This window comes from Cutibacterium sp. 37298 (assembly GCF_023838685.1).
In the GTDB taxonomy this organism is placed as follows: Bacteria; Actinomycetota; Actinomycetes; order Propionibacteriales; family Propionibacteriaceae; genus Cutibacterium; species Cutibacterium acnes.
Window position 1 is genome coordinate 544,922 of record NZ_JAJNRJ010000002.1, and the last position, 19,051, is coordinate 563,972.

Annotated in this window: 15 protein-coding genes, 1 pseudogene and 1 riboswitch; of the genes and pseudogenes, 4 read left to right on the top strand and 12 right to left on the bottom strand. The window is 60.4% G+C overall.

Translation table 11 applies throughout. From position 1 onward, the window contains the following. Nucleotides 1-228 precede the first annotated feature (228 nt). Nucleotides 229-480, bottom strand: coding sequence for a hypothetical protein (locus tag LRP59_RS12130; RefSeq protein ID WP_002532160.1), 252 nt, complete (start codon nt 478-480; stop codon nt 229-231). On the opposite strand from LRP59_RS12130, the pseudogene LRP59_RS07040 reads away from it, so the two are divergent. Both LRP59_RS07040 and rpsT read left to right on the top strand, forming a co-directional pair. After that, nucleotides 367-1,981: pseudogene (locus LRP59_RS07040) on the top strand (alpha-amylase family protein). The gene LRP59_RS12130 and the pseudogene LRP59_RS07040 sit on opposite strands and share 114 nt — an antisense overlap. A gap of 120 nt (nt 1,982-2,101) precedes the next feature. After that, on the top strand, nt 2,102-2,368 hold the full coding sequence (gene rpsT, locus LRP59_RS07045; RefSeq protein WP_002513824.1) for a 30S ribosomal protein S20: 267 nt from the start codon (nt 2,102-2,104) through the stop codon (nt 2,366-2,368). Nucleotides 2,369-2,495: 127 nt separating this feature from the next. Here the strand turns inward: rpsT and holA are convergent, their stop codons facing one another. From holA to leuS, 5 genes are all read right to left on the bottom strand, one after another. Beyond that, nucleotides 2,496-3,518 carry a DNA polymerase III subunit delta gene (gene holA / locus LRP59_RS07050; protein ID WP_002513825.1) on the bottom strand — a complete coding sequence of 341 codons (1,023 nt, stop codon included), beginning with the start codon at nt 3,516-3,518 and terminating at the stop codon, nt 2,496-2,498. Nucleotides 3,519-3,907: 389 nt separating this feature from the next. Then, the gene (locus LRP59_RS07055; protein WP_002533105.1) at nt 3,908-5,617 is read right to left on the bottom strand and encodes a DEAD/DEAH box helicase; all 1,710 of its coding nucleotides are present in this window, start codon (nt 5,615-5,617) and stop codon (nt 3,908-3,910) included. 129 nt (nt 5,618-5,746) lie between these two features. Then, entirely contained in the window at nt 5,747-8,035 is a 2,289-nt protein-coding gene (locus LRP59_RS07060; protein ID WP_002521783.1) for a ComEC/Rec2 family competence protein, read from the bottom strand. Nucleotides 8,036-8,087: 52 nt separating this feature from the next. Then, nucleotides 8,088-8,939: a helix-hairpin-helix domain-containing protein gene (locus LRP59_RS07065; RefSeq protein WP_002513828.1), complete on the bottom strand. Its 852-nt coding sequence runs from the start codon at nt 8,937-8,939 to the stop codon at nt 8,088-8,090. A gap of 123 nt (nt 8,940-9,062) precedes the next feature. Next, a complete protein-coding gene (gene leuS / locus LRP59_RS07070) occupies nt 9,063-11,543 on the bottom strand; it encodes a leucine--tRNA ligase (RefSeq protein ID WP_002513829.1) in 2,481 nt (826 codons plus the stop codon). A gap of 48 nt (nt 11,544-11,591) precedes the next feature. Here leuS and LRP59_RS07075 point away from each other — a divergent pair, with 48 nt between their 5' ends. Continuing rightward, nucleotides 11,592-12,521, top strand: coding sequence for a VIT family protein (locus LRP59_RS07075; RefSeq protein WP_002521785.1), 930 nt, complete (start codon nt 11,592-11,594; stop codon nt 12,519-12,521). Between the two features lie 9 nt (nt 12,522-12,530). Here the strand turns inward: LRP59_RS07075 and LRP59_RS07080 are convergent, their stop codons facing one another. Continuing rightward, nucleotides 12,531-13,553 carry a DUF4192 domain-containing protein gene (locus tag LRP59_RS07080; protein WP_002521786.1) on the bottom strand — a complete coding sequence of 341 codons (1,023 nt, stop codon included), beginning with the start codon at nt 13,551-13,553 and terminating at the stop codon, nt 12,531-12,533. Nucleotides 13,554-13,658: 105 nt separating this feature from the next. Then, on the bottom strand, nt 13,659-14,012 hold the full coding sequence (locus LRP59_RS07085; protein ID WP_002513832.1) for a hypothetical protein: 354 nt from the start codon (nt 14,010-14,012) through the stop codon (nt 13,659-13,661). Between LRP59_RS07085 and LRP59_RS07090 the strand changes: the two genes are divergently transcribed. Next, on the top strand, nt 14,005-14,247 hold the full coding sequence (locus LRP59_RS07090; protein WP_002519066.1) for a hypothetical protein: 243 nt from the start codon (nt 14,005-14,007) through the stop codon (nt 14,245-14,247). The genes LRP59_RS07085 and LRP59_RS07090 overlap by 8 nt on opposite strands. Before the next feature lie 69 nt (nt 14,248-14,316). Here the strand turns inward: LRP59_RS07090 and LRP59_RS07095 are convergent, their stop codons facing one another. The 4 genes from LRP59_RS07095 to thiM all read right to left on the bottom strand — a co-directional run bounded on the left by LRP59_RS07095 (nt 14,317) and on the right by thiM (nt 18,617). Next, nucleotides 14,317-16,023 carry an NAD-dependent malic enzyme gene (locus LRP59_RS07095; RefSeq protein WP_002513834.1) on the bottom strand — a complete coding sequence of 569 codons (1,707 nt, stop codon included), beginning with the start codon at nt 16,021-16,023 and terminating at the stop codon, nt 14,317-14,319. A 42-nt stretch (nt 16,024-16,065) separates the two neighbouring features. After that, nucleotides 16,066-17,034: an L-lactate dehydrogenase gene (locus LRP59_RS07100; RefSeq protein WP_002513835.1), complete on the bottom strand. Its 969-nt coding sequence runs from the start codon at nt 17,032-17,034 to the stop codon at nt 16,066-16,068. A 112-nt stretch (nt 17,035-17,146) separates the two neighbouring features. Next, nucleotides 17,147-17,797: a thiamine phosphate synthase gene (gene thiE / locus LRP59_RS07105; RefSeq protein WP_002513836.1), complete on the bottom strand. Its 651-nt coding sequence runs from the start codon at nt 17,795-17,797 to the stop codon at nt 17,147-17,149. After that, nucleotides 17,784-18,617, bottom strand: a complete 834-nt coding sequence (thiM, locus tag LRP59_RS07110; protein WP_002513837.1) for a hydroxyethylthiazole kinase — start codon at nt 18,615-18,617, stop codon at nt 17,784-17,786. Before thiM ends, thiE begins: the two co-directional genes overlap by 14 nt. After that, a riboswitch (TPP riboswitch) is annotated at nt 18,586-18,699 on the bottom strand. It overlaps the preceding gene by 32 nt. Nucleotides 18,700-19,051: the final 352 nt, after the last annotated feature.

The following is a 19,051-nucleotide window of genomic DNA, read 5'->3' on the forward strand; positions in this document are numbered from 1 at the left end:
GCGCCAGTGACACTGTGCTTTCAGTTACGATCACACCGTCGCACGCAACCCGGCTAGGCTCGAACTATGGTCGCCGACGACAGTCTCGGACATGTGAGCCTAGATTCTTCCACCCAGCAATCTTTCGACCTCCGCTGGGAGCACTACCTACCTGATCTATGGATCGGGCTGAGCAGGGTTTACGGTGACCGCGCCGATGAAACCCTGCAGAGAATCCGCGCCATCCTGCTACAACGGTGTGCCGAACGTCCTGATGATCTCAAGCGCCTCGACGAAGCCCGCCTCTTGGAGCCCGACTGGCTTCAACAACCGACGATGATCGGTTATGCAACCTATACCGACCATTTCTCCGGCACCCTCAAAGGTATAAGCGACCACCTCGATCACCTCTGCGACATGGGTGTGCGCTATCTGCATCTCATGCCCCTGCTGCAACCTCGCCAAGGTACTGACGATGGTGGCTATGCCGTTGCAGACCATCGCACTATCCGCACGGATCTGGGCACCATGGATGACCTAGCTGACCTCACGGCTACCCTGCGTGCCCACGGCATATCCCTCGTCATGGACCTCATCGTTAACCACGTAGCGGCCGAGCATGAATGGGCTCGACGAGCTCGGGCTGGTCAGCAGAAGTACCGCGACTATTTCCATATTCTGTCGACTCAAGACGAGGTTGACGCCTGGGAGAAGAACCTTCCGGACGTTTTTCCGGACTTCGCGCATGGCAATTTCAGCTGGGACGACGACTGCCAGGGGTGGGTATGGGCGACCTTCAACGAATTCCAGTGGGATCTCAACTGGGCTAACGCTGACGTTTTCTGCGAATTCCTCGACCTGATGTGTGTGCTGGCTAATCGCGGAGTCAGAGGTGTTCCGCCTCGACGCCATCTCCTTCATCTGGAAGAAACTCGGCACCAACTGTCAGAACCTTCCGGAAGTTCACGACATCACTCAGTCATTGCGTCAGGCGATACGGATCGTCGCGCCCGCCGTCGCTTTCATGGCCGATGCCATCGTCGGCCCCGACGATCTCACGGGATATTTCGGACGCGGGCGCCACTGGGGAAAAGTCTGCGACATGATCTATCACAACAGCCTCATGGTGCAGCTGTGGAGCGCCCTGGCTACCCGCAACGTCAGCCTCATGGAAACAGCGTTGAGTCGGACGCCCGACAAACCCTCGACGACAACCTGGGCCACCTACGCTCGATGCCACGACGACATTGGGTGGACCGTCGATGATGCCGACGCCCGTGAAACTGGCCTTGACCCCGTCGCCCACCGGCGGTTCCTCTCCGACTTCTATTCCGGGAAATTCCCTGGATCCTTCGCCCGTGGTCTGGTCTTCCAAGACAACCCGGTTACCGGCGACCGTCGAATTAGTGGCTCCTTAGCAAGCCTGGCGGGGCTGGAATCTGCCCTGGAGTCCGACGACCCAGCTGGTGTTGACGCTGCCATCGCCCGGATCGTCATGCTGCACACCGCGATCCTCGGGTACGGTGGAGTACCACTAATCTGGATGGGAGACGAGGTCGGGATGCTCAACGACGACTGGCAACGTGATCCCGGTCATGCCGACGACAACCGCTGGGTCCATCGACCTATGATGAACTGGTCGATGGTCGAGCAAGCCCACGACGAGCCGCACAGCGTTCCTGGTCGAATATGGAACGGGGTGCTCCGGGCCATCAATGCGCGACGCCGCAGCCCCGAGTTCCATGCCTCCGTCGACACGGTAGTCCTGCCTTCGCCTCACCGTAAGGTCATTATGTGGGGACGTCCACATCCGGAAGGCCGCATGATTGAGCTATACAACGTCAGTGAGCACGAAGTGTGGTTCCCCATGGAAACCCTGCGCTCTGAGCTCGACGACGTCGTCACCGAGGTGCTAAGCGGGTTCGATTACGACTTGACTCCCATGAACCTGCGCCTCGCCCCCTATGAGTGCCTTTGGCTAAGCGACCGCTCTCAGGCCTGACCATGCATAACTCACAGAGGTCGACTGATTTGGGTCCAGCCGCATTGATTTGGTAGCGTGTCCTGTCGTGCCTTTCTGGCGCACTCCACGTACATCGACCAAGGAATCAGAGGCTGCCCAGTGCCGAACATTAAGTCGCAGATCAAGCGCGTGAAGACCAATGAGAAGTCGCGCCAGCGCAACAAGGCTGTCAAGTCCGCCCTGCGCACCTACGTGCGCAACTTCCGTCGCGCGGCTGAGGCCGGCGACGTCGAGGCCGCTACTAAGGCCGCCAGGGTCGCTAACCGTCAGCTCGATAAGGCCGCATCGAAGGGCGTTATTCACAAGAACCAGGCCGCCAACCGCAAGTCGGCCATTTCCAAAAAGCTCAACTTGCTGGCCGCCTGAATCTTCCTCTCCTGGTGAGTTCCAGGAGAATACACACAGCGCCTCGACCCACTGGGTGGTTGGGGCGCTTGATGTGTGTCCCCGATGGGAGAAGCACTAAGCCCGCCCAACCGATGGGCGGCCCCGATCAGGCTTGGCGAGCCTCCTCGATAGCGATCAGCATCGATTCCAGGGCATAATCGGGGTCAACAGCAGCCCCTTTGACGGCAGCATCGCACGTGTTGACGAGCCGGATAGCTCTTGCGACGCCAGCTTTGCTCCACGACCGAGCCTGCTTGTTGAGGGACTTGAGTTTCCATGGCGATACGCCAATAGTTTGGGCGAGTTGCTTATCCCCCATCCGCTGGCTTCGCAGATCCAGGTAGAGACCCACCGACCGCAGTCCGCGTGCCATCGCAGCCGTCACCGCAGCCGGTTGCACCCCGATCGACAAGGCCCAGCGTAAGGCCTCCAACGCATCAGGGAGCCGTCCTTCTAAGCTGGCGTCGGAAACATTAAAAGCCGAGATCTCCGCCCTTCCACCGAAATAGGTCGTGACCGCCTCAGCTCCAACTCGCCCATTCGGGGAATCGCTCGCGAGCTGACCGACAGCTGCTGCCAGAGTGCGCAAATCGTTTCCGAGAGCCTGGTGCAGAGCATTGACGGCGTCGCGGTCCATGTCGAGGTGGCCCCGACGTGCCTCATTTACGATGAAGTCCGGGATCGCCCATGGCTTAGGGACATCGACTTTGGCGGTCTCCACCTTGGCTTTCGTGAGTTTGGTCAGCAACCCTTTACCTTTGACCCCGCCTGGATGGACCAAGATGAGACACAGGGTGTCAGGAGGATTTGCTGCAGTGGTGGCAACAAGGTCAAACAGATCCTTGTCGAGATCAGACACAGCATTGACGACGACGATCGTCGCTTGACTAAACAGTGACCCTCCGGTGGCCTCAACGAATCGCCCAGCGTCGACTTCCCGACCTTCCAACTCGACGAGTTCGGCATCTGGAAACTCCCGACGGGCGGCCTTGATCCGGGCATCAACGGCCCTGTCCGACAATAGGGCCTCCGCACCCTGGACCAACAAAGCCGTGCCATAGACCGAGTTCACCTGTCCAAGGATGCCGCAGGATCGGTAGCCGCGCCAGTGAGCGAGTGAAGCCTGCATGGGCCATACTCCCTTTTCACCGTAGGTCTACCCAAATATCTCTGGTCTCACCCCGGAGGGATCGACGGTAAATCCCTGAATCCGCTAGGGCCAGATTTCCACTATCGCCACATCGCACTGTTGAAAAATTCACCATAGATCCCAAGGCTTCAAAACGAGCTTCACGCAACACCTCGTCCTAATAAAAGCCACGCTGCCGCGAAAAGGGCAGAGATCAAAGGTTTTTCTGATACCTGAAAGGCATCACTGAAATCGCACCATGAGTAACCGATACATGATCCATCTCTCAAACATCAGCAGTCAAGGAGAACGTAGGCAACATGGCACATACCAAGGCTAGAATGCGCTGAATTAAAATATCGCATGTTCCCAGAGTCGGTCTGATTGGTTCAGTGAGAATGCAGCCACTCCAACCGAGTACGCAGCAAGTCCATCGAGGCCGATTCATTTTTCGGCCCAGGAACTTCTCGGTATAACTGGCCCCAACCGGCCTGCGGAGTTAGGTCATGGTGGCGGGAATAATCGAGTAAGGCGCGATGTATTTCGCGTCGCATCTCACGCGGGTCGCTGATGGTGTCAATAGTGGATCCGCCGCGGCGCTGTAAAGCAACCGCCTCCTCTCGGCGTGCCTGCCTCTCCTCGGCCTCCCTCGAGGCTTTTGACGCGCGGCGGGCCGAGGCGATGCGACGGGCCTGTTCGGCGCGAATCTTCTCGTCGCGGGCTAGCAAAGCCCGCTCCTGCTCAGGGCTGAGCAGACCGTCAAGGGCGAAGAGACCACCGTCCGAGGGAGCATAAGTGTCGATGACCTCGCCGAGGATAGCGTCGGAAGCGACGGCCTGCCAGGTACCGGCGTTAGGGTCCGGCTCAGAGCGCTCACGAGTGTCGAACTCCTCAATGAGGTCGGGCTCGGCGGGCGGACCGATCACGTGGTCGCGCACCTCCTCCATCTGGGACGCGAGATCGAGGAGCCGTCCCACCGCGGGCAGAAAGACCGTGGCCCGTTCGCAACGGTTCCGGGCTCGAACCACACGTCCCACCATCTGGGCGAAGAATAGCGGGGTGGACGCCGTCGTCGAGTAGATGAGAACGGCTGCGTCCGGGACGTCAACACCCTCAGTGATAAGACGCACGCACACCGCGCAAATCTTGTCTGGATCATCGCGGTAGGCGGCGAGTTTCTTAGCCGAGGCCGCGTCCTCCGAGAGGATCACGGACGGTTCATTGCCGGTAACGTCTCGCCAGACTTCGGCATATTCCTTAGCAACCTTCTGATTAGAGGCTGGGATAAGCACCTTGGCATGCGGGATCGTGCCCGATTCGCGTAGCTGGCTCACTCGTGCCCACGCTGCCGCCATGACATGGGCAATCCACTCGCCGTCAGAGTCCAAGGCGGTGCGCCAGGCCATCTCCTCATGCGCCTTGGTGAGTTCGGAATCACCAAGGATGGCCGTGTGGGTCTCACCCACAGCGTCAGTCCAGGTGGAGCGCCCGGTGTACGTAGCGAAGGTAACGGGACGCACCACGCCGTCACGCAGGGCATCGCCGTATCCATAGGTGTAGTCGGCTACCGACTCGAAGGCTCCGTCACTGACTTCCTCATATCGAACGTGGGCGATCCTGGCCTCGTCAGACCGGAAGGGAGTTCCTGTCACGCCAAGTCGCCGCACGGCCCCTGAGAAGGCCTCAATGACGCCGGATCCCCAGCTCATGACATCGCCGGCGTGGTGTATCTCGTCGAAGATGACCAGGGTGCGCATATTGGTGGCGCGGGCTGCGTGTAGGGCCGGCTTCTGGGCGACTTGGGCATAGGTGACAACGCATCCGTGGCAATCGGGTGGGAGCGCCTCAGCATTGGTTGTGTCGCGCAAGTGCAGCCCAAGTCCACGGGCCGCAGCAATCCACTGAGAGCGCAGGTGATCGGTCGGGCACACCACGATGACGCGGTTGATAACGTGGTCCTGCCACAGATGTGCAGCAACGGCCAAAGTGAACGTCGTCTTACCGGCTCCCGGGGTAGCACAAACCAGCCAGTCACGAGGGCTAGTAGCCAGGTATGAATCCAGCGCTTCTCGCTGCCAGGTGCGCAAACGCATCGGCATACGAGGCCCTTGAGCCGTGAACCGTGACGCCACCTGTTCTCCTTCCCGCAACAGCTCACTGTGAACCGACCGATCAGGTTAGCGCGGCCGGCCGACAGCTATCGACGACGTTCCCGACGACACGGAACGTCACGACCGTGTTTGGACCAATACGGACCCACCATTGCGAGCCAATAGCACCGTCCCCTCAAGATCAGTGCGATGCAGCTGCATCCCCATCCGTTTAGCCAAAGATAATGCCTTGTATGAGGGATGTCCGAAGGGATTTCCCTGGCCAGCAGATGCCACCGCCACACTTGCCCCGGTCGCCGCCCAGAAGCCCTCATCTTGACGGGCCGATCCGTGATGAGGCAGCACAAGGACATCACTCGACAGGTCCGTGCCTCCGGTCAGAATATGGTGCTGTTCTTCAGGTTCGGCGTCTCCGGGAAGCACAACTCTCAACTCGTCAACCGTCGCTTTGATCACAACCGACGAGTTGTTCTCGACAGCATGCTCCTCTCCTGATTCATCTTTACCGGTATCGGAAAGCTGGGTTCCTCCCCACAGTTCAAGTTTTGCCGTTCCAGCCGTCATCACACGGCCCGGGTTAGCCTCGACAACCCTGGCGCCCAGCTGCGCAGCCGTTTGCGCCACCCGCTTCGCTGACCAAGGAGGAGAGGACAGTTGGGACACGACGATGGCCCTCGTCAGGCCATGGTCATGAACGGCGTTGAGGCCGTCGACATGATCGGCGTGGAAGTGGCTGAGGATGACCATCGGCACTTGGGCAACATCGAGGTCATCCAGACAACGACTCAGTCTGTGCGGATCTGGCCCAGTATCGACGACGACAGCCTCATGTGGGCCAGCACGCACCAGAGCCGCGCTGCCCTGACCGACGTCACAGATCGCCACCTGCCACTGTCCCGGCCAGCCTGGGAGGGGAGGACGCACGACCATCGCTGCTATGACTGCTAGTCCTGCAAGCGCAGTCAACCAAGGCCTCGCCAAGACCGTTGGAGTGATCAAGGCCAATCCCACACATAGCCCGGCCAGCACCCCAAGAGCCCATCCGCCTGCTGGCCACCTGATCAGACCAGATGGCGCCTTGGCACCAAAGTGAGCTATCCAGATAATCGGTTGGACGCACCACCCGGCAAGCCGCCCGAACGGCGTCCCCAGAGGCGGCCAGATGAAGGCGAGAAGCCCGGTCACCATCCCTAGTGCCGAGGCTGGTGGTACAAAGGGGGCGGCCGCGAGGTTAGCGACGAGGCCGGTAGTCGATACGGTGCCAGCCATCCAGGTGATGACGGGCTGAGTCGTCACCTGGGCTGCCCATGGCACTGTGACGCCTACCGCTAGCCAGGCTGGTGCCCATTCCATCGCGACCGACCACGGTTGAGCCCACCACAAGATGCCAGCCGTGGCGCAGGCTGACAGCCAGAAACCCACCGATCTCACTAACCATGGATCGATAAGCATCAGCCCAGTCACCGCGACAGCTAAGGTTCGGATTCCACCGCGTCGGTCGAATGCGACCCCCGTCGCAGCCATGGCGACCACTCCCATCGCGGCCGCCCTCACCACCGAGGCTTCGGCCCGACACACCACCACAAACACGACGACGCCAGCTATCGACGTCGCCCTTAACCCTCGCCGCTTCAGGCCGCACCACGCACCTATCCACCACAACAGGGCCGTCGTGGAGGCAAGGTTGGCTCCAGACACGGCCATGAGATGAGTTAACGCCGTCACTCGGAAATCCTCGGACATCTCTTCCGAGACCGCAGCGGTGTCCCCCACAACAAGCGATGGAACGATAGCCCGTTGACCTTCTGGACATCCGGCGACAGCACTGACCAGACCGGCGCGAAAACGATTGACCCCACGGTCAAGAGGCCCGGGAGGTGCGACGACCCTCGGCGGGGCCCGTAGCTTCAGTACCGCTGCTTCAGCCCGGCCTTCCCGTGGCGGAGTCAGCAGTCCCCGCACCTGAACCTGTTGCCCGACGACCACCGTCGTCGCTGGGCCCGATGTGGATCCCGACGCCATGGCGACTACCCTTACCGATTGATCAATAGCCTGGGCTTCTGCGACGATGCGATGGGCTACCAGAGTGATCATGACGGTGCTCCCACCCGAACCACTTACCTCGAAGATCCGTGGGTCGGCGGCGACGCGACCTGTCACCGTCACTGCGGCTCCTTCCTGGGCAAGCTCAGCAACACCGGTGTGGTGGACAACGAGGTCGCGCATTCCGGCGCTCATGAGGACGGTCAACCCCACCGCGGCGGATACCACAACCAACCACGCCTTACGCTTTACCGCGATCATGCCTGCGGCAAGGCATCCAATTCCGGCACTAAGAATCATCCAGCGATGACCGCCGGTACCGACAGCAGCCATCCCACATGCCGTGATGGCCACCGGAACCATGCGCACATCGGGGGTCGAAACAACCTGGCGTTGATAGTCATCACGGTGAGATTTAGACGGTGACATACGGCTTGATCTTCTCGAACGTCTTTGCCCCGATCCCAGAAATCTCCCGTAATTGGTCAACCGAGGCGAACTGTCCGTGTTCCTGGCGCCAAGCCATGATCTTGCCCGCCATTACTGGACCGACCCCGTCAATCGTCTCAAGTTCGCTTTGATTTGCAGTGTTGAGATCAACTGGAGCTTTACCGCTACCCGAAGCCGCTGCTACTCCAGAACTACGTCCCGACCCTTCAACAGCCCCCGACGAACCGCCAGCGCTTTGGTTGGGTGGTGTCACTGCTCCGTCTCCACCTACGGGGATCCATACCTGGCACCCATCACAGACCGGGGCAGCAAGATTGAGACGACCGGGGTGGGCGCCCGCCGTCATCCCGCCCGCGACTTCAATGGCATCAGCGACACGGGCGTTGGGATTAACCGTGTACACACCGGGATGCTTCACTCGTCCGGCCACGTGAACCTGGATGGGTGCACCCACTGCGGGCGTCGTCGTTGCGACCGGGAGCGCGGCGGGCGTGGTGCTTTCAGACGACGCTTCTGACTCGGTTGTCTCCCTGCCGGGCATAGTCGTGCCCTCGGGCACCGTTGACACCATGACAGCACCCGCTGGCACTTCGGTAGGTTTCGAGCGCATCAGCCAGACAGCGATGACGGACAACGCCACAACGAGCAATACCCCCACTGCTGAGGCATGGACTCGGCTCACTGTTCGTCGAGGAGGTGGAGTCTCCTCCTGGGCCGGTTCCTCCTCCGCTGGGGTCGCCGAGCGTCGGGGCCCCAGGTTTCGGGCAGGCAGCCGCGCGATGAGGTCTTCAAGACGGTCTCGGTAGTCGTCATTCATACCTTCAGTTGTCGTCGGGACAACCGAATTTCGCCAGGCAATTTCAAACCTGTGGATAACACGACGCGACGGCCAGCCTGCTATCCACAGGCCCGCCGCCTCGTGCCGGAACGGGTTAAGTCGTTATTTCGCGACGATCGATATCATCTTCGGCAGCTTGGCAATGATCTTGACGATCTCCTTACCTTCAGTAAACCGCTGCACATTAACGTCGGCTAAAGCCACCTCGCGGGCCTCGGCCTCGGTGATATCGGGGCTCACTGTGAGCTTAGCGCGTACCTTGCCCGTCACCTGGACGACCATGGTCACCTTGTCGGCTACCAGCAGTTTCTCGTCAGCAGTGGGCCAATGAGAGTTGGCAACCGAGGGCTCCAAGCCGAGCATCTCCCACATCTCCTCAGCCAAGTACGGGGCCACTAAAGATAGCGCCTGGGCAGTAAAGGTGACGGCCTCGCGCACTGCAGGATCAGCTGGGCCGCACCCCGAATCAATGGCCTTACGGGTGGCATTGACCAGTTCCATGATCCGCGCCACAACGACGTTGTAACGCCCGCCCTCCAGCAACTCGGTGATGTCGGCGATGCTGCGATGGGTAACCCGACGCAGGGTGGAGTCGCCTTGTGTCAGGTCAGCGTCAGGATCGCTCGTGACCTCAGCAGCCACGCGCCAGGCACGCTGCAAAAACTTTAGAGTCGAGGCCGGTGAGACGTCGGCCCAATCAATGTCTTCATCTGGTGGACCGGCGAAGATAACGGTGGTACGTACTGCGTCGACACCGAACTCGTCGATCTGCTTGCCGAGGTCCACGCCATTGCCCAGCGACTTCGACATTGCCCGGCCTTCATTGATGACCTGACCCTGGTTCATGAGCCGCTGGAACGGTTCGGTGAAGTCGACCATGCCGAGGTCATACAGCACTTTGGTGAAGAACCGGGAGTACAGCAAGTGCATAGTGGCATGCTCGACGCCACCGATGTACTGGGCTACCGGCATCCAACGACGAACTGCCTCCACATCAAACGGGCCCTTGTCATAGTGCGGACAGCAATAGCGCATGAAATACCACGACGAGTCCACGAAGGTGTCCATGGTGTCGGTGTCACGCTGGGCAGCTCCCCCACACGACGGGCAGGCCACCGAACGCCATTCGCTGGCCTCTTCGCCAGCCAGCGGTGACGTTCCCTTAGGGGCAAGCTCGGCGCCGCGGAGATCAGGCAGCTTGACTGGCAGCTGTTCATCAGGGACCGGGACGTCGCCGCAGGACTCACAATGGATGATCGGGATGGGGCATCCCCAGAAACGCTGACGGCTTAGCAGCCAGTCGCGCAGCCGATAGGTGATTGTCGGCTCACCGATCCCCTTTTCATCAAGGAATTCGCACATTTTCGCGATGGCCTCAGCCTTAGTGGCAATGCCATTGAGGAATCCGGAGTTTTGGTAAACGCCATCACCCGTCGTAGCGACCCCAGACTCGCGAGGATCAGCCTCGCCAGTGTCGATGACCGGGATGACGTCAATGCCATATGTGCGAGCGAAGTCGAGGTCGCGCTGGTCATGGGCGGGCACAGCCATGACGGCACCCGTCCCGTAGTCCGCCAGCACATAGTCACCAGCCCACACCGGAACCTTGGCACCATTGACAGGGTTAGTCGCCTCGACCCCGAGGGGCACTCCAGTCTTCTCGTGATCGGTGGCTTGCCGCTCAATTTCGGACTTCTTCTTGACCTCATCGAGGTAGGTTTCAAAGGCTGGCCGGGCCTCATCGGAGACGATCTCCTGGGCCAGGGCCGAGTCAGGAGCCACCACCATGAAGGTAGCTCCGTACAGGGTGTCCGGACGGGTGGTGAAAACCCTCACTGGCTCCTTGTGACCATCAATCGTGAAATCAACGTAGGCACCTTCGGAACGACCGATCCAGTTGCGCTGCATCGACAGCACACGCTCAGGCCATTTCCCCTCGATCTGGTCCATGTCGTCGAGCAGGCGCTGAGCGTAGTCAGTGATGCGGAAATACCACTGGTTGAGCTGACGCTTGGTGACGACAGCACCACAACGCTCGCAACACCCATCCTTGACCTGCTCATTGGCGAGCACCGTCTGGTCGATGGGGCACCAGTTAGCCCAGGAGTCCTTACGGTAGGCCAGTCCCTTTTCGAAGAAACGGTTAAACAGCCACTGGGTCCAGCGGTAGTACTCCTCGTCTGAGGTATGCAGCCTCATCGACCAGTCGAAGGAAACCGCGTACCGCTTAAAAGAGGCCGCCTGAGTGTCGATATTGCGGTAGGTCCATTCCGCGGGATGGGTCCCGTGCTTGATCGCGGCGTTCTCAGCCGGCAGACCGAAGGAGTCCCAGCCCACCGGGTGCAACACGTCGAATCCACGCAGACGCCAGTAACGGGCCAGCACATCGCCAATGGCGAACGCCTCAGCATGCCCCATGTGAAGGTCGCCGGAGGGGTAGGCGAACATGTCAAGCACGTAGCGACGCTCCCTGGAGCCGTCATCAAGGGAGGCGAAGGTGCGGTGCTCCTCCCAATACTTGGACCACTTCTCCTGGGCTGCGACTGCGTCGTAGCCCGTTGTCTCGCGCACCTGGTCGCTCACGTCACACCTCTCGGATCCACTACGGGTCTAACCAGACCCGCGACACATATGGGCTTGAGTCTAGCGAAACCTCCCCACACCAGGCGTCAGGGTTCCCTGTCCTTCCTTGTAGGCAGCCTCGGACAAGGGCACAGTAACGGAGTGAGCATCACGGCGCACGGCGTGAACACGCCTAAGGAGGAGACGGAGATGTCCTCTATCCCGAACACGTCCGCCTTGGCCCTCGCCCACGACGCTTCTTCGACCGAATCAACTCGCTTTTCGACGTCCAGCCGTCAGCCTCACGAACCTGACAAGGGCACGGGTAGCCTCAATTCGAAACTCAATTGGCTGCGTGCCGCAGTGCTGGGCGCCAACGACGGCATCATTTCGACGGCCGGCATCGTGATGGGCGTCGCTGGCGCCACCGTCGACCGTTCCTCCCTCCTCATTGCTGGTCTGGCTGGTCTGGCCGCCGGCGCTTTGTCGATGGCTGGCGGCGAGTACGTTTCCGTGAGCTCCCAGCGCGACATTGAAAAGACCGTCATGGCTAAGGAAGCCGCTGAGCTACGCGACTTCCCCGACGAGGAGCTTGAGGAGCTCACGGAGATCTACACGGAAAAGGGGCTGTCCCGTGGCACTGCTCGTCAGGTGGCTCTGGAGCTCACCGCCCACGACCCGCTGCGCGCCCACGCCGAAGCCGAGCTAGGCCTTGACCCCGACGAATACACCAACCCGTGGTATGCTGCCTTCGCCTCGATGGCGGCGTTCACCGTCGGCGCCCTAGTACCACTGCTGGTCATGGTGTGTTCCCCGACCGCGACCCGGGTCTACATCACCATCGCCGCAACGATCGTCGGCCTGTTCCTCACCGGTTTGGGCTCGGCTCTTGCCAGTGGCAGCGGAAAGACCCGTCCAGTCGCCCGCAATATCATCGTCGGTATTTGTTCCATGGCGATCACCTATCTCATCGGTCACCTCGTCGGTACGCGGGTGTAACTTCCGTCGCTACGCCGATAAGTTGATCTCCTCGTCTACCTGCTCTTCTACAAATGGGTGGGCAATCACTGTCGGGTCATGGTCCATCACGTCCCACAACTTGGGCGGTACAAAAGCGTCAACGATGACTGCCAGCGCAGCTGGCAGGTCGGCTGTTCCCACCATAAATTCGCATCGCCGAGCGCACACCGCCGCCACTACTCCTTCACCACTCAACCATCCTGCCAGTCCGCACAGAGACAGCGGTGCTGGCGCCATCCGATCAGGAATGATCTCGACTGCTCGACTCCATATTCTGAGCCACCGTGACGCCTCGGTCCGTTCCATTGACATCCACAGTCTGCGCGCTATGTCGGAACGCTGGACGGCAACCGCTAGCTCCGTTACAACCGCATCGTTGATCTCATCGCCAGACCCAAAGAGGGCTTGACACCTGACCTCCACGGTGTTGTCATCTTTACGGGAAAGCCGCCGCCGGGAATTGGCCAGAAGTCTGCGAGTATCTGGATCACAGGTGCGCCCAGGGCCCGAGAGTTTATCGACGAGGCTGGTGCGACTGGGCAGGACGGTTAGCCCGCGATAGACCGCCTCGGCTGCAATGGTCGGATCCGGAACAAAGCGGTGGTTTTCGCCACAACCCTGTTCATCACAGAAGATACTGCGCCAATACTCACCGTCAGTCCACGCGGCGTCACCAATATTCATGCCCTTCATCGCCTCGACGGCCGATGCCAGAGTCGCCATACCGCGATCTTGATCTTTGCTGAACGCTAAGACGACCGTTCGACCCTGCCCTGCCAAGGGACCGACCCGCGCAGCGAAGGCATTCATAGCCGGTGCGGATTCGAGGCCATCAAGATCAACTCGGGCAACGAAACCCTGACACGCGGCACCGTCGTCGGCGACAATCATGAGCAGGCTCTCAGTAGGCTGAAATCCCAAGAGGTACGGCGCCAAGGTCACCGCTTCTTCGACGGTTCTGACGGTCAGCGGATCACGGTTATCAGTGGCGGAGGAATGTAGTGCTGTCATACCTCCAGTTGTCGTCTCGACCCCACCACATTCGCCAAGCAATTTCGAATCTGTGGACAACTCCCATCTGCGCCACCTTGTCTTGACGCCACGCTGTGGACAACATCAGCCGTGCGCAACAACGTACAGTAGAGCCACCATGAACCAACCGCCTGACATCAGCCAGTACCGGCCGCCGAAACGCCACGGCGGCTGGATCGCCGTCATCATCGTGACAGCGCTCGTCGTCGCGCTGGTCATCGTTGCACGCCGGGTCACCACCGAGCCGGCGAACCCCGTCACGCCGACGCCGTCCCCCATTGCGACGTCCGCGTCCTCTACTCCGACGCCCATTCCGGCATCGGCTACCGCGGTCACCTCCTCATTACCCTTCTCCTCGAAGGATGATGACACCGAGGGGAGGTGGTCAATCGACCACGTGGAATGGGGGCCTAACACCGTCACCCTCACGATGACCATTGCGGTCACCAAAGGTTCTTTGACCGACTACACCTTCTTCATCATGGAGAACCAGTCAACCGATATCCATCAGGCGAGCCAGCCCCCTACAGGCTCACTCGGCACTGGTGTATCCCAAGGCCACAAGGTCCACGGCACGATCACTATCGATTGCCCACGAACCGATGCCACCGTCATGCTTACCCACGGGTCAGGGATGTCCTCCCCCATTTCGGCATTAATGATCAGGGCGTAGCTCGCGCCTCATACAAAGCATGCGCATGAAGCGCGAGCCTGGCATCAGCCGACCTCTCACGTCAGCGCATCAGACAACCGCGATGCGCGGGTAACGCGGCTGCCACATCGCCGAGAACACCTTCTCAACTGGATTGTCTGTGACCTCGGTTGCCACGCCCTCCTCCATCGCCTGCTGGGCGACAGCAATGGCCACAGATGCCGACAGTGGCCTTAGGCTCTTGATTGACGGCAACAGCGAAGCTCCCACAACGCGGTTATCGATATGCATCGCCACCGCCTCGGCAGCGGCCGCGATCATGCCGCTAGTGACCCGGGACGCCCGAACAGCGATAGTTCCCAAACCAATTCCTGGGAACACTAGAGCGTTATTTGCCTGCGCGATCTGATAGGTCACGCCATTGATCATGACTGGCTTGAACGGCGAACCGGTAGCGACCAAAGCACGCCCGTCAGTCCACGTGAGTACGTCGGACGGCAGGGCTTCAGCCTTACGGGTCGGGTTCGACAGTGGCATGATGACCGGACGCTCACACTGGGCAGCCATCGTCTTGACGATGTCCTCGGTGAAGGCACCGGGCTGGGCGGAGCAGCCGATAAGGATCGTCGGGTGGACGTTTCGTACCACGTCACCGAGCGTGTACTGGTCTGGGCTATCGAGGGTCCAGCCTTCCAACTCCTCTTTATTGCGCGCGAAGGGTTGCTGAAAGTCGCGCAGACGTAAACCTTCGCGCAACAAGCCATGGGATCCAAGCCCCCAGAAATGAGAGCGAGCCGTCTTTTCGTCAGCGCCCTGGCTCACCATAAGCTGCACCAGCAGGTTGGCAATCCCGGTACCAGCCGAGCCCGCCCCATGGATGACAATGCGATGATCATTCAGCGGGATCCCCGACGACTTAACGGCACTCAGCACTGCCGCGACGACGACAGCCGCGGTGCCCTGGATGTCGTCATTAAACGTGCAGTAGTCGTCGCGGTATTTGTTGAGAATCCGGGTGGCGTTGCCGGCCGCAAAATCCTCCCAGTGCAGTAGGGCGTGGGGGAACATCCGATGAGCGGTCTCGACATATTGCTGGACGAATTCATCGTAACGCTCGCCGCGCACGCGGGGGTGACGCACCCCAAGGTAGCCATCGTCGTTAAGACGTTCCATATTGTCGGTACCGACGTCGAGAATGACCGGGAGCACGCGGTGAGGGTGAATCCCTGCAGCTGCGGTGTATACGGCTAGCTTTCCTACCGTGATCGCGACGCCACCGACACCTTGGTCGCCGATGCCCAGGATGCCCTCCGCATCGGTGGCCACGATGAGGTCGACGTCGTCAGGGCCATGACCCAACTGTGCGAGAGCCTGCTCCATGTCTTCCGGATCATCGATGGACAGGTAAATGCCGCGCGGACGGTCGTACCAGTGGCTGTACTCCTCAATCGCTTTGCCGATGGTCGGCGTGTAAACGATTGGAAGCATCTCCTCAATATGCTCGGCAAGGAGGCGGAAATACAGCACCTCATTGCGGTCATGCATGTGGTTGAGGTACAGGTACTTGGCCAGGTCATCAGGCTGCGCCGAATACTGTGCGTAGACCCGCTTGAGCTGATCAGTGATCGTCATGACACCCGACGGCAGCAGGCCGGTGAGACCAAGCGCCTTTCGCTGCTCGATAGTGAAGGCAGTGCCCCGATTGGCCAGAGAGTTCGTCAACACCTCCTGGCCACGGGCCGCAATCCTTAGAAGGCCTCCGTCGTCATCATGCGCATACTGAAAGGGAACTGACATATCCCTTAGCTTATGCGGTCAGCAGCACAGATGTTCATCGGGTCAAGCGATCGATGACAAAGTGTCATGCAGCCGTTCCGCTGAAGCCTTGAGAGAAGCGATTTCTTCGGTATCCATAGCAACAGGGACGACCCCCTCAATGCCGTCGCGGGAGACAATGCAGGGCATCGATAGGGCCACCCCCGATATTCCGTGCATGTCCGTCATGACGCTCGACAATGGCAGAACGGAGCGGCCTGGACGGAGCAAAGCCTCGGCTAGACGAGCACCCGTCAAACCAATGGCGTAGTTCGTAGCACCCTTGCCCTCAATAATCTTGTAAGCCGCGTAAGCCGCCTCGTGGGCTAGGTCAGCCAGTACATCCTCGGTGAACACCCGGTTACCGTCAACTGCCCAGTCGCGGATCGGTACGCCGGAGATATTGGCTGTCGACCACAGCGGAAACTCCGAGTCGCCGTGCTCGCCCACAATGGTGGCATGGACATGACGCTGCTCGACGTTGGCCCACTGACGGATGAGCCAACGCAGCCGCGAGGTGTCGAGCATCGTACCGGTGGAAAAAACACGGTTGGCGGGCAGTCCGGTGGCCTCCTGGGCAACGACGGTGAGGACGTCACACGGGTTGGTCACTAGCACGAACAGGGCGTTCGGGGATTGCTCAACGAGCTGTGGCATGAGGGAGCGCAAAATATTGGCGTTGACGCCGGCGAGGTCTAGGCGAGTCTGGCCCGGCTTTTGTCTGGCTCCAGCAGTAATGAAGACGACGTCAGAGTCAGCAGTGTCGTGGACGTCAGCACCGCCCATGACCGAAGCAGGGGTGAACTGAGTGCCGTGGGCGAGATCCGCCACCTCGGCCTCGACCTTGTCCTTGGCGATGTCGTAGAGGGATACCAGGCCGGCCGATCCACGGATGAGGCAGGCGTAGGCCAGTGAAGAACCGACTGAACCAGCACCGACAACGGAAATTTTGGAGGCGCGACGAGTGGCGTCAAAAGTGCTCATGACGGTCATCTTAAGGTGCCTTCGCGCCTGATTCAGAACGCTGCGCACCAGGTCCGCTCATCTGAACAAGATGCCAGCATCTATGGCCATTTGTGCACGTCTCCACGCCAGGTCATGGCCATCATTCCTTCGCCGTACGCCACGCCTCCGCAAGTTCCCGTGCACTGGACTTGGGGTCGGTACTCCGGCAAATCGCCGAGACGACGCTCAGGCCGTCACATCCCACTCGGGCTACGTCTTGAGCATCGGATGCGCTCACCCCACCGATGACGCACACCGGCCATGGGCTGGCGTTGACGACATCGCGCATCCCAGCCAGGCCGAGCTCCCCAGCCTCAGGTTTGGTTCCAGTGCCGTGTAGGGCGCCAACTCCCAAATAGTCGACGATGTCACGCCCCTGGGACAGGGCGGCCTCCACATGGGCGGGAGTCTGAGCGGACAAGCCGATGAGTAGATCGTCGCCCAGAATCGCACGGGCCTGGTCGACCGGCATGTCAGACTGCCCAACATGGACACCATCGGCCCCAATTTCGGCAACGAGATGTACGCGGTCATCAATGATGAGGGGCACCCCTCCCGACACACAGATCTCTCTGACGCGTCGCCCCAAAGCGACGAACTCGTCATCGGACAAGTCGTGGTCGCGGAATTGGACCAGAGTCACCCCGCCGGCGATAGCGTGGCGCACGGTCTCAACAACCTCGTCAGGTCCGCCGCACTGGGCGGTGTCGGTGACGAGATAAACCGACAGATCAAATTCAGGCCGTGACATCGCGGAGCCCTCCCCGCTCACCAACCTCGTCGGGTGACACCAGGAATAATTCGTCAACGAGAGCTTGCGCGAAAGCCCCCGGACCAGCACTGCGCTCAGCTGCCCGTTCGGCGACGACACACAACATGGCGGTCGCGGACACGGCCGCGATGAGATGGTCATTCTGGATTCCCGCAAAGGCTGCCGTGAGAGCTCCCAGTGAGCATCCAACTCCAGTAACCCGCGTCATCCACTCATGCCCCGATGACACGGTCACATGCCGATCCGCATCGAGGATGTGATCGACGGGGCCGCTAATGGCCACTACGCAGCCGTAATGGCGGACGAGCTGAGTCGCGGATGCCAAGGCATCTTCAACAGCATCTCCCGCCTCCGGGCCTCGAGAGGAGGCACCAGTACCGGCCAATGCCAACACCTCAGAGGCGTTCGCCCGGATGACGGCTGGAGCGGCGACGTCCAAGGTATCCAGGACCACCCGAGTGCGCCATGACATGCCCACCCCCACCGGGTCAAGTACCCATGGCGTGTTGCTGCTTGCGGCACCGCGCGCAGCAGCAATCATGGCCTCGGTGGTCTCCCGGTAGGGAGTTCCGGTGTTGACGAGTACACCGTCGGCAATGGAGGCGAATCCCTCGGATTCCTCGGGATTGTCAACCATGGCAGGAACCGCCCCTGCAGACAGCAACACGTTAGCGGTGAAATTGGCCACGACGATGTTCGTCAGGCACTGCACCAGCGGCTTGTCTCGGCGTAGTCGCTCTACAGATTCCGCCACCAAATTCGACAATTCAGTCATGTCAACCACTCCCTTCGCCGGCATGACCCGGACAGGTTCCGGCGGTCGGCACCTTCGTGGCGCCCTCTCAGCCCCCAGCGACCAGTGGGCTCCCGCGTCGTTGTCTTCTAACCTACCGCCGTGCCGTGCGCTCACGACGGTCCTCTCCCTACTAATCGGGAAATGCCGGCCCAAACCAGCTCCAACCAGGCAAAGATCCGGGTGACACCATGCCGGCATAGCCCCGCCTTGACCCTGTCGTTGACGTTCTCGACGCTGCTACGTCAGAGGTTGCCGAGACCGAAACCTCGTTGTCATGGAGAGCTGTCGGGGACAAAGAGATGCTGTTCAACAGCCTATGACGACGCCTTGACACGTTGAATTCCGCAACCGCAGCAGCCACCAGTGACGAGCGCAACATCTATCACTGTGAAGGACAGCAAGGCCTGTGATGCCGTCTATCCATCGTGGACGCCGTT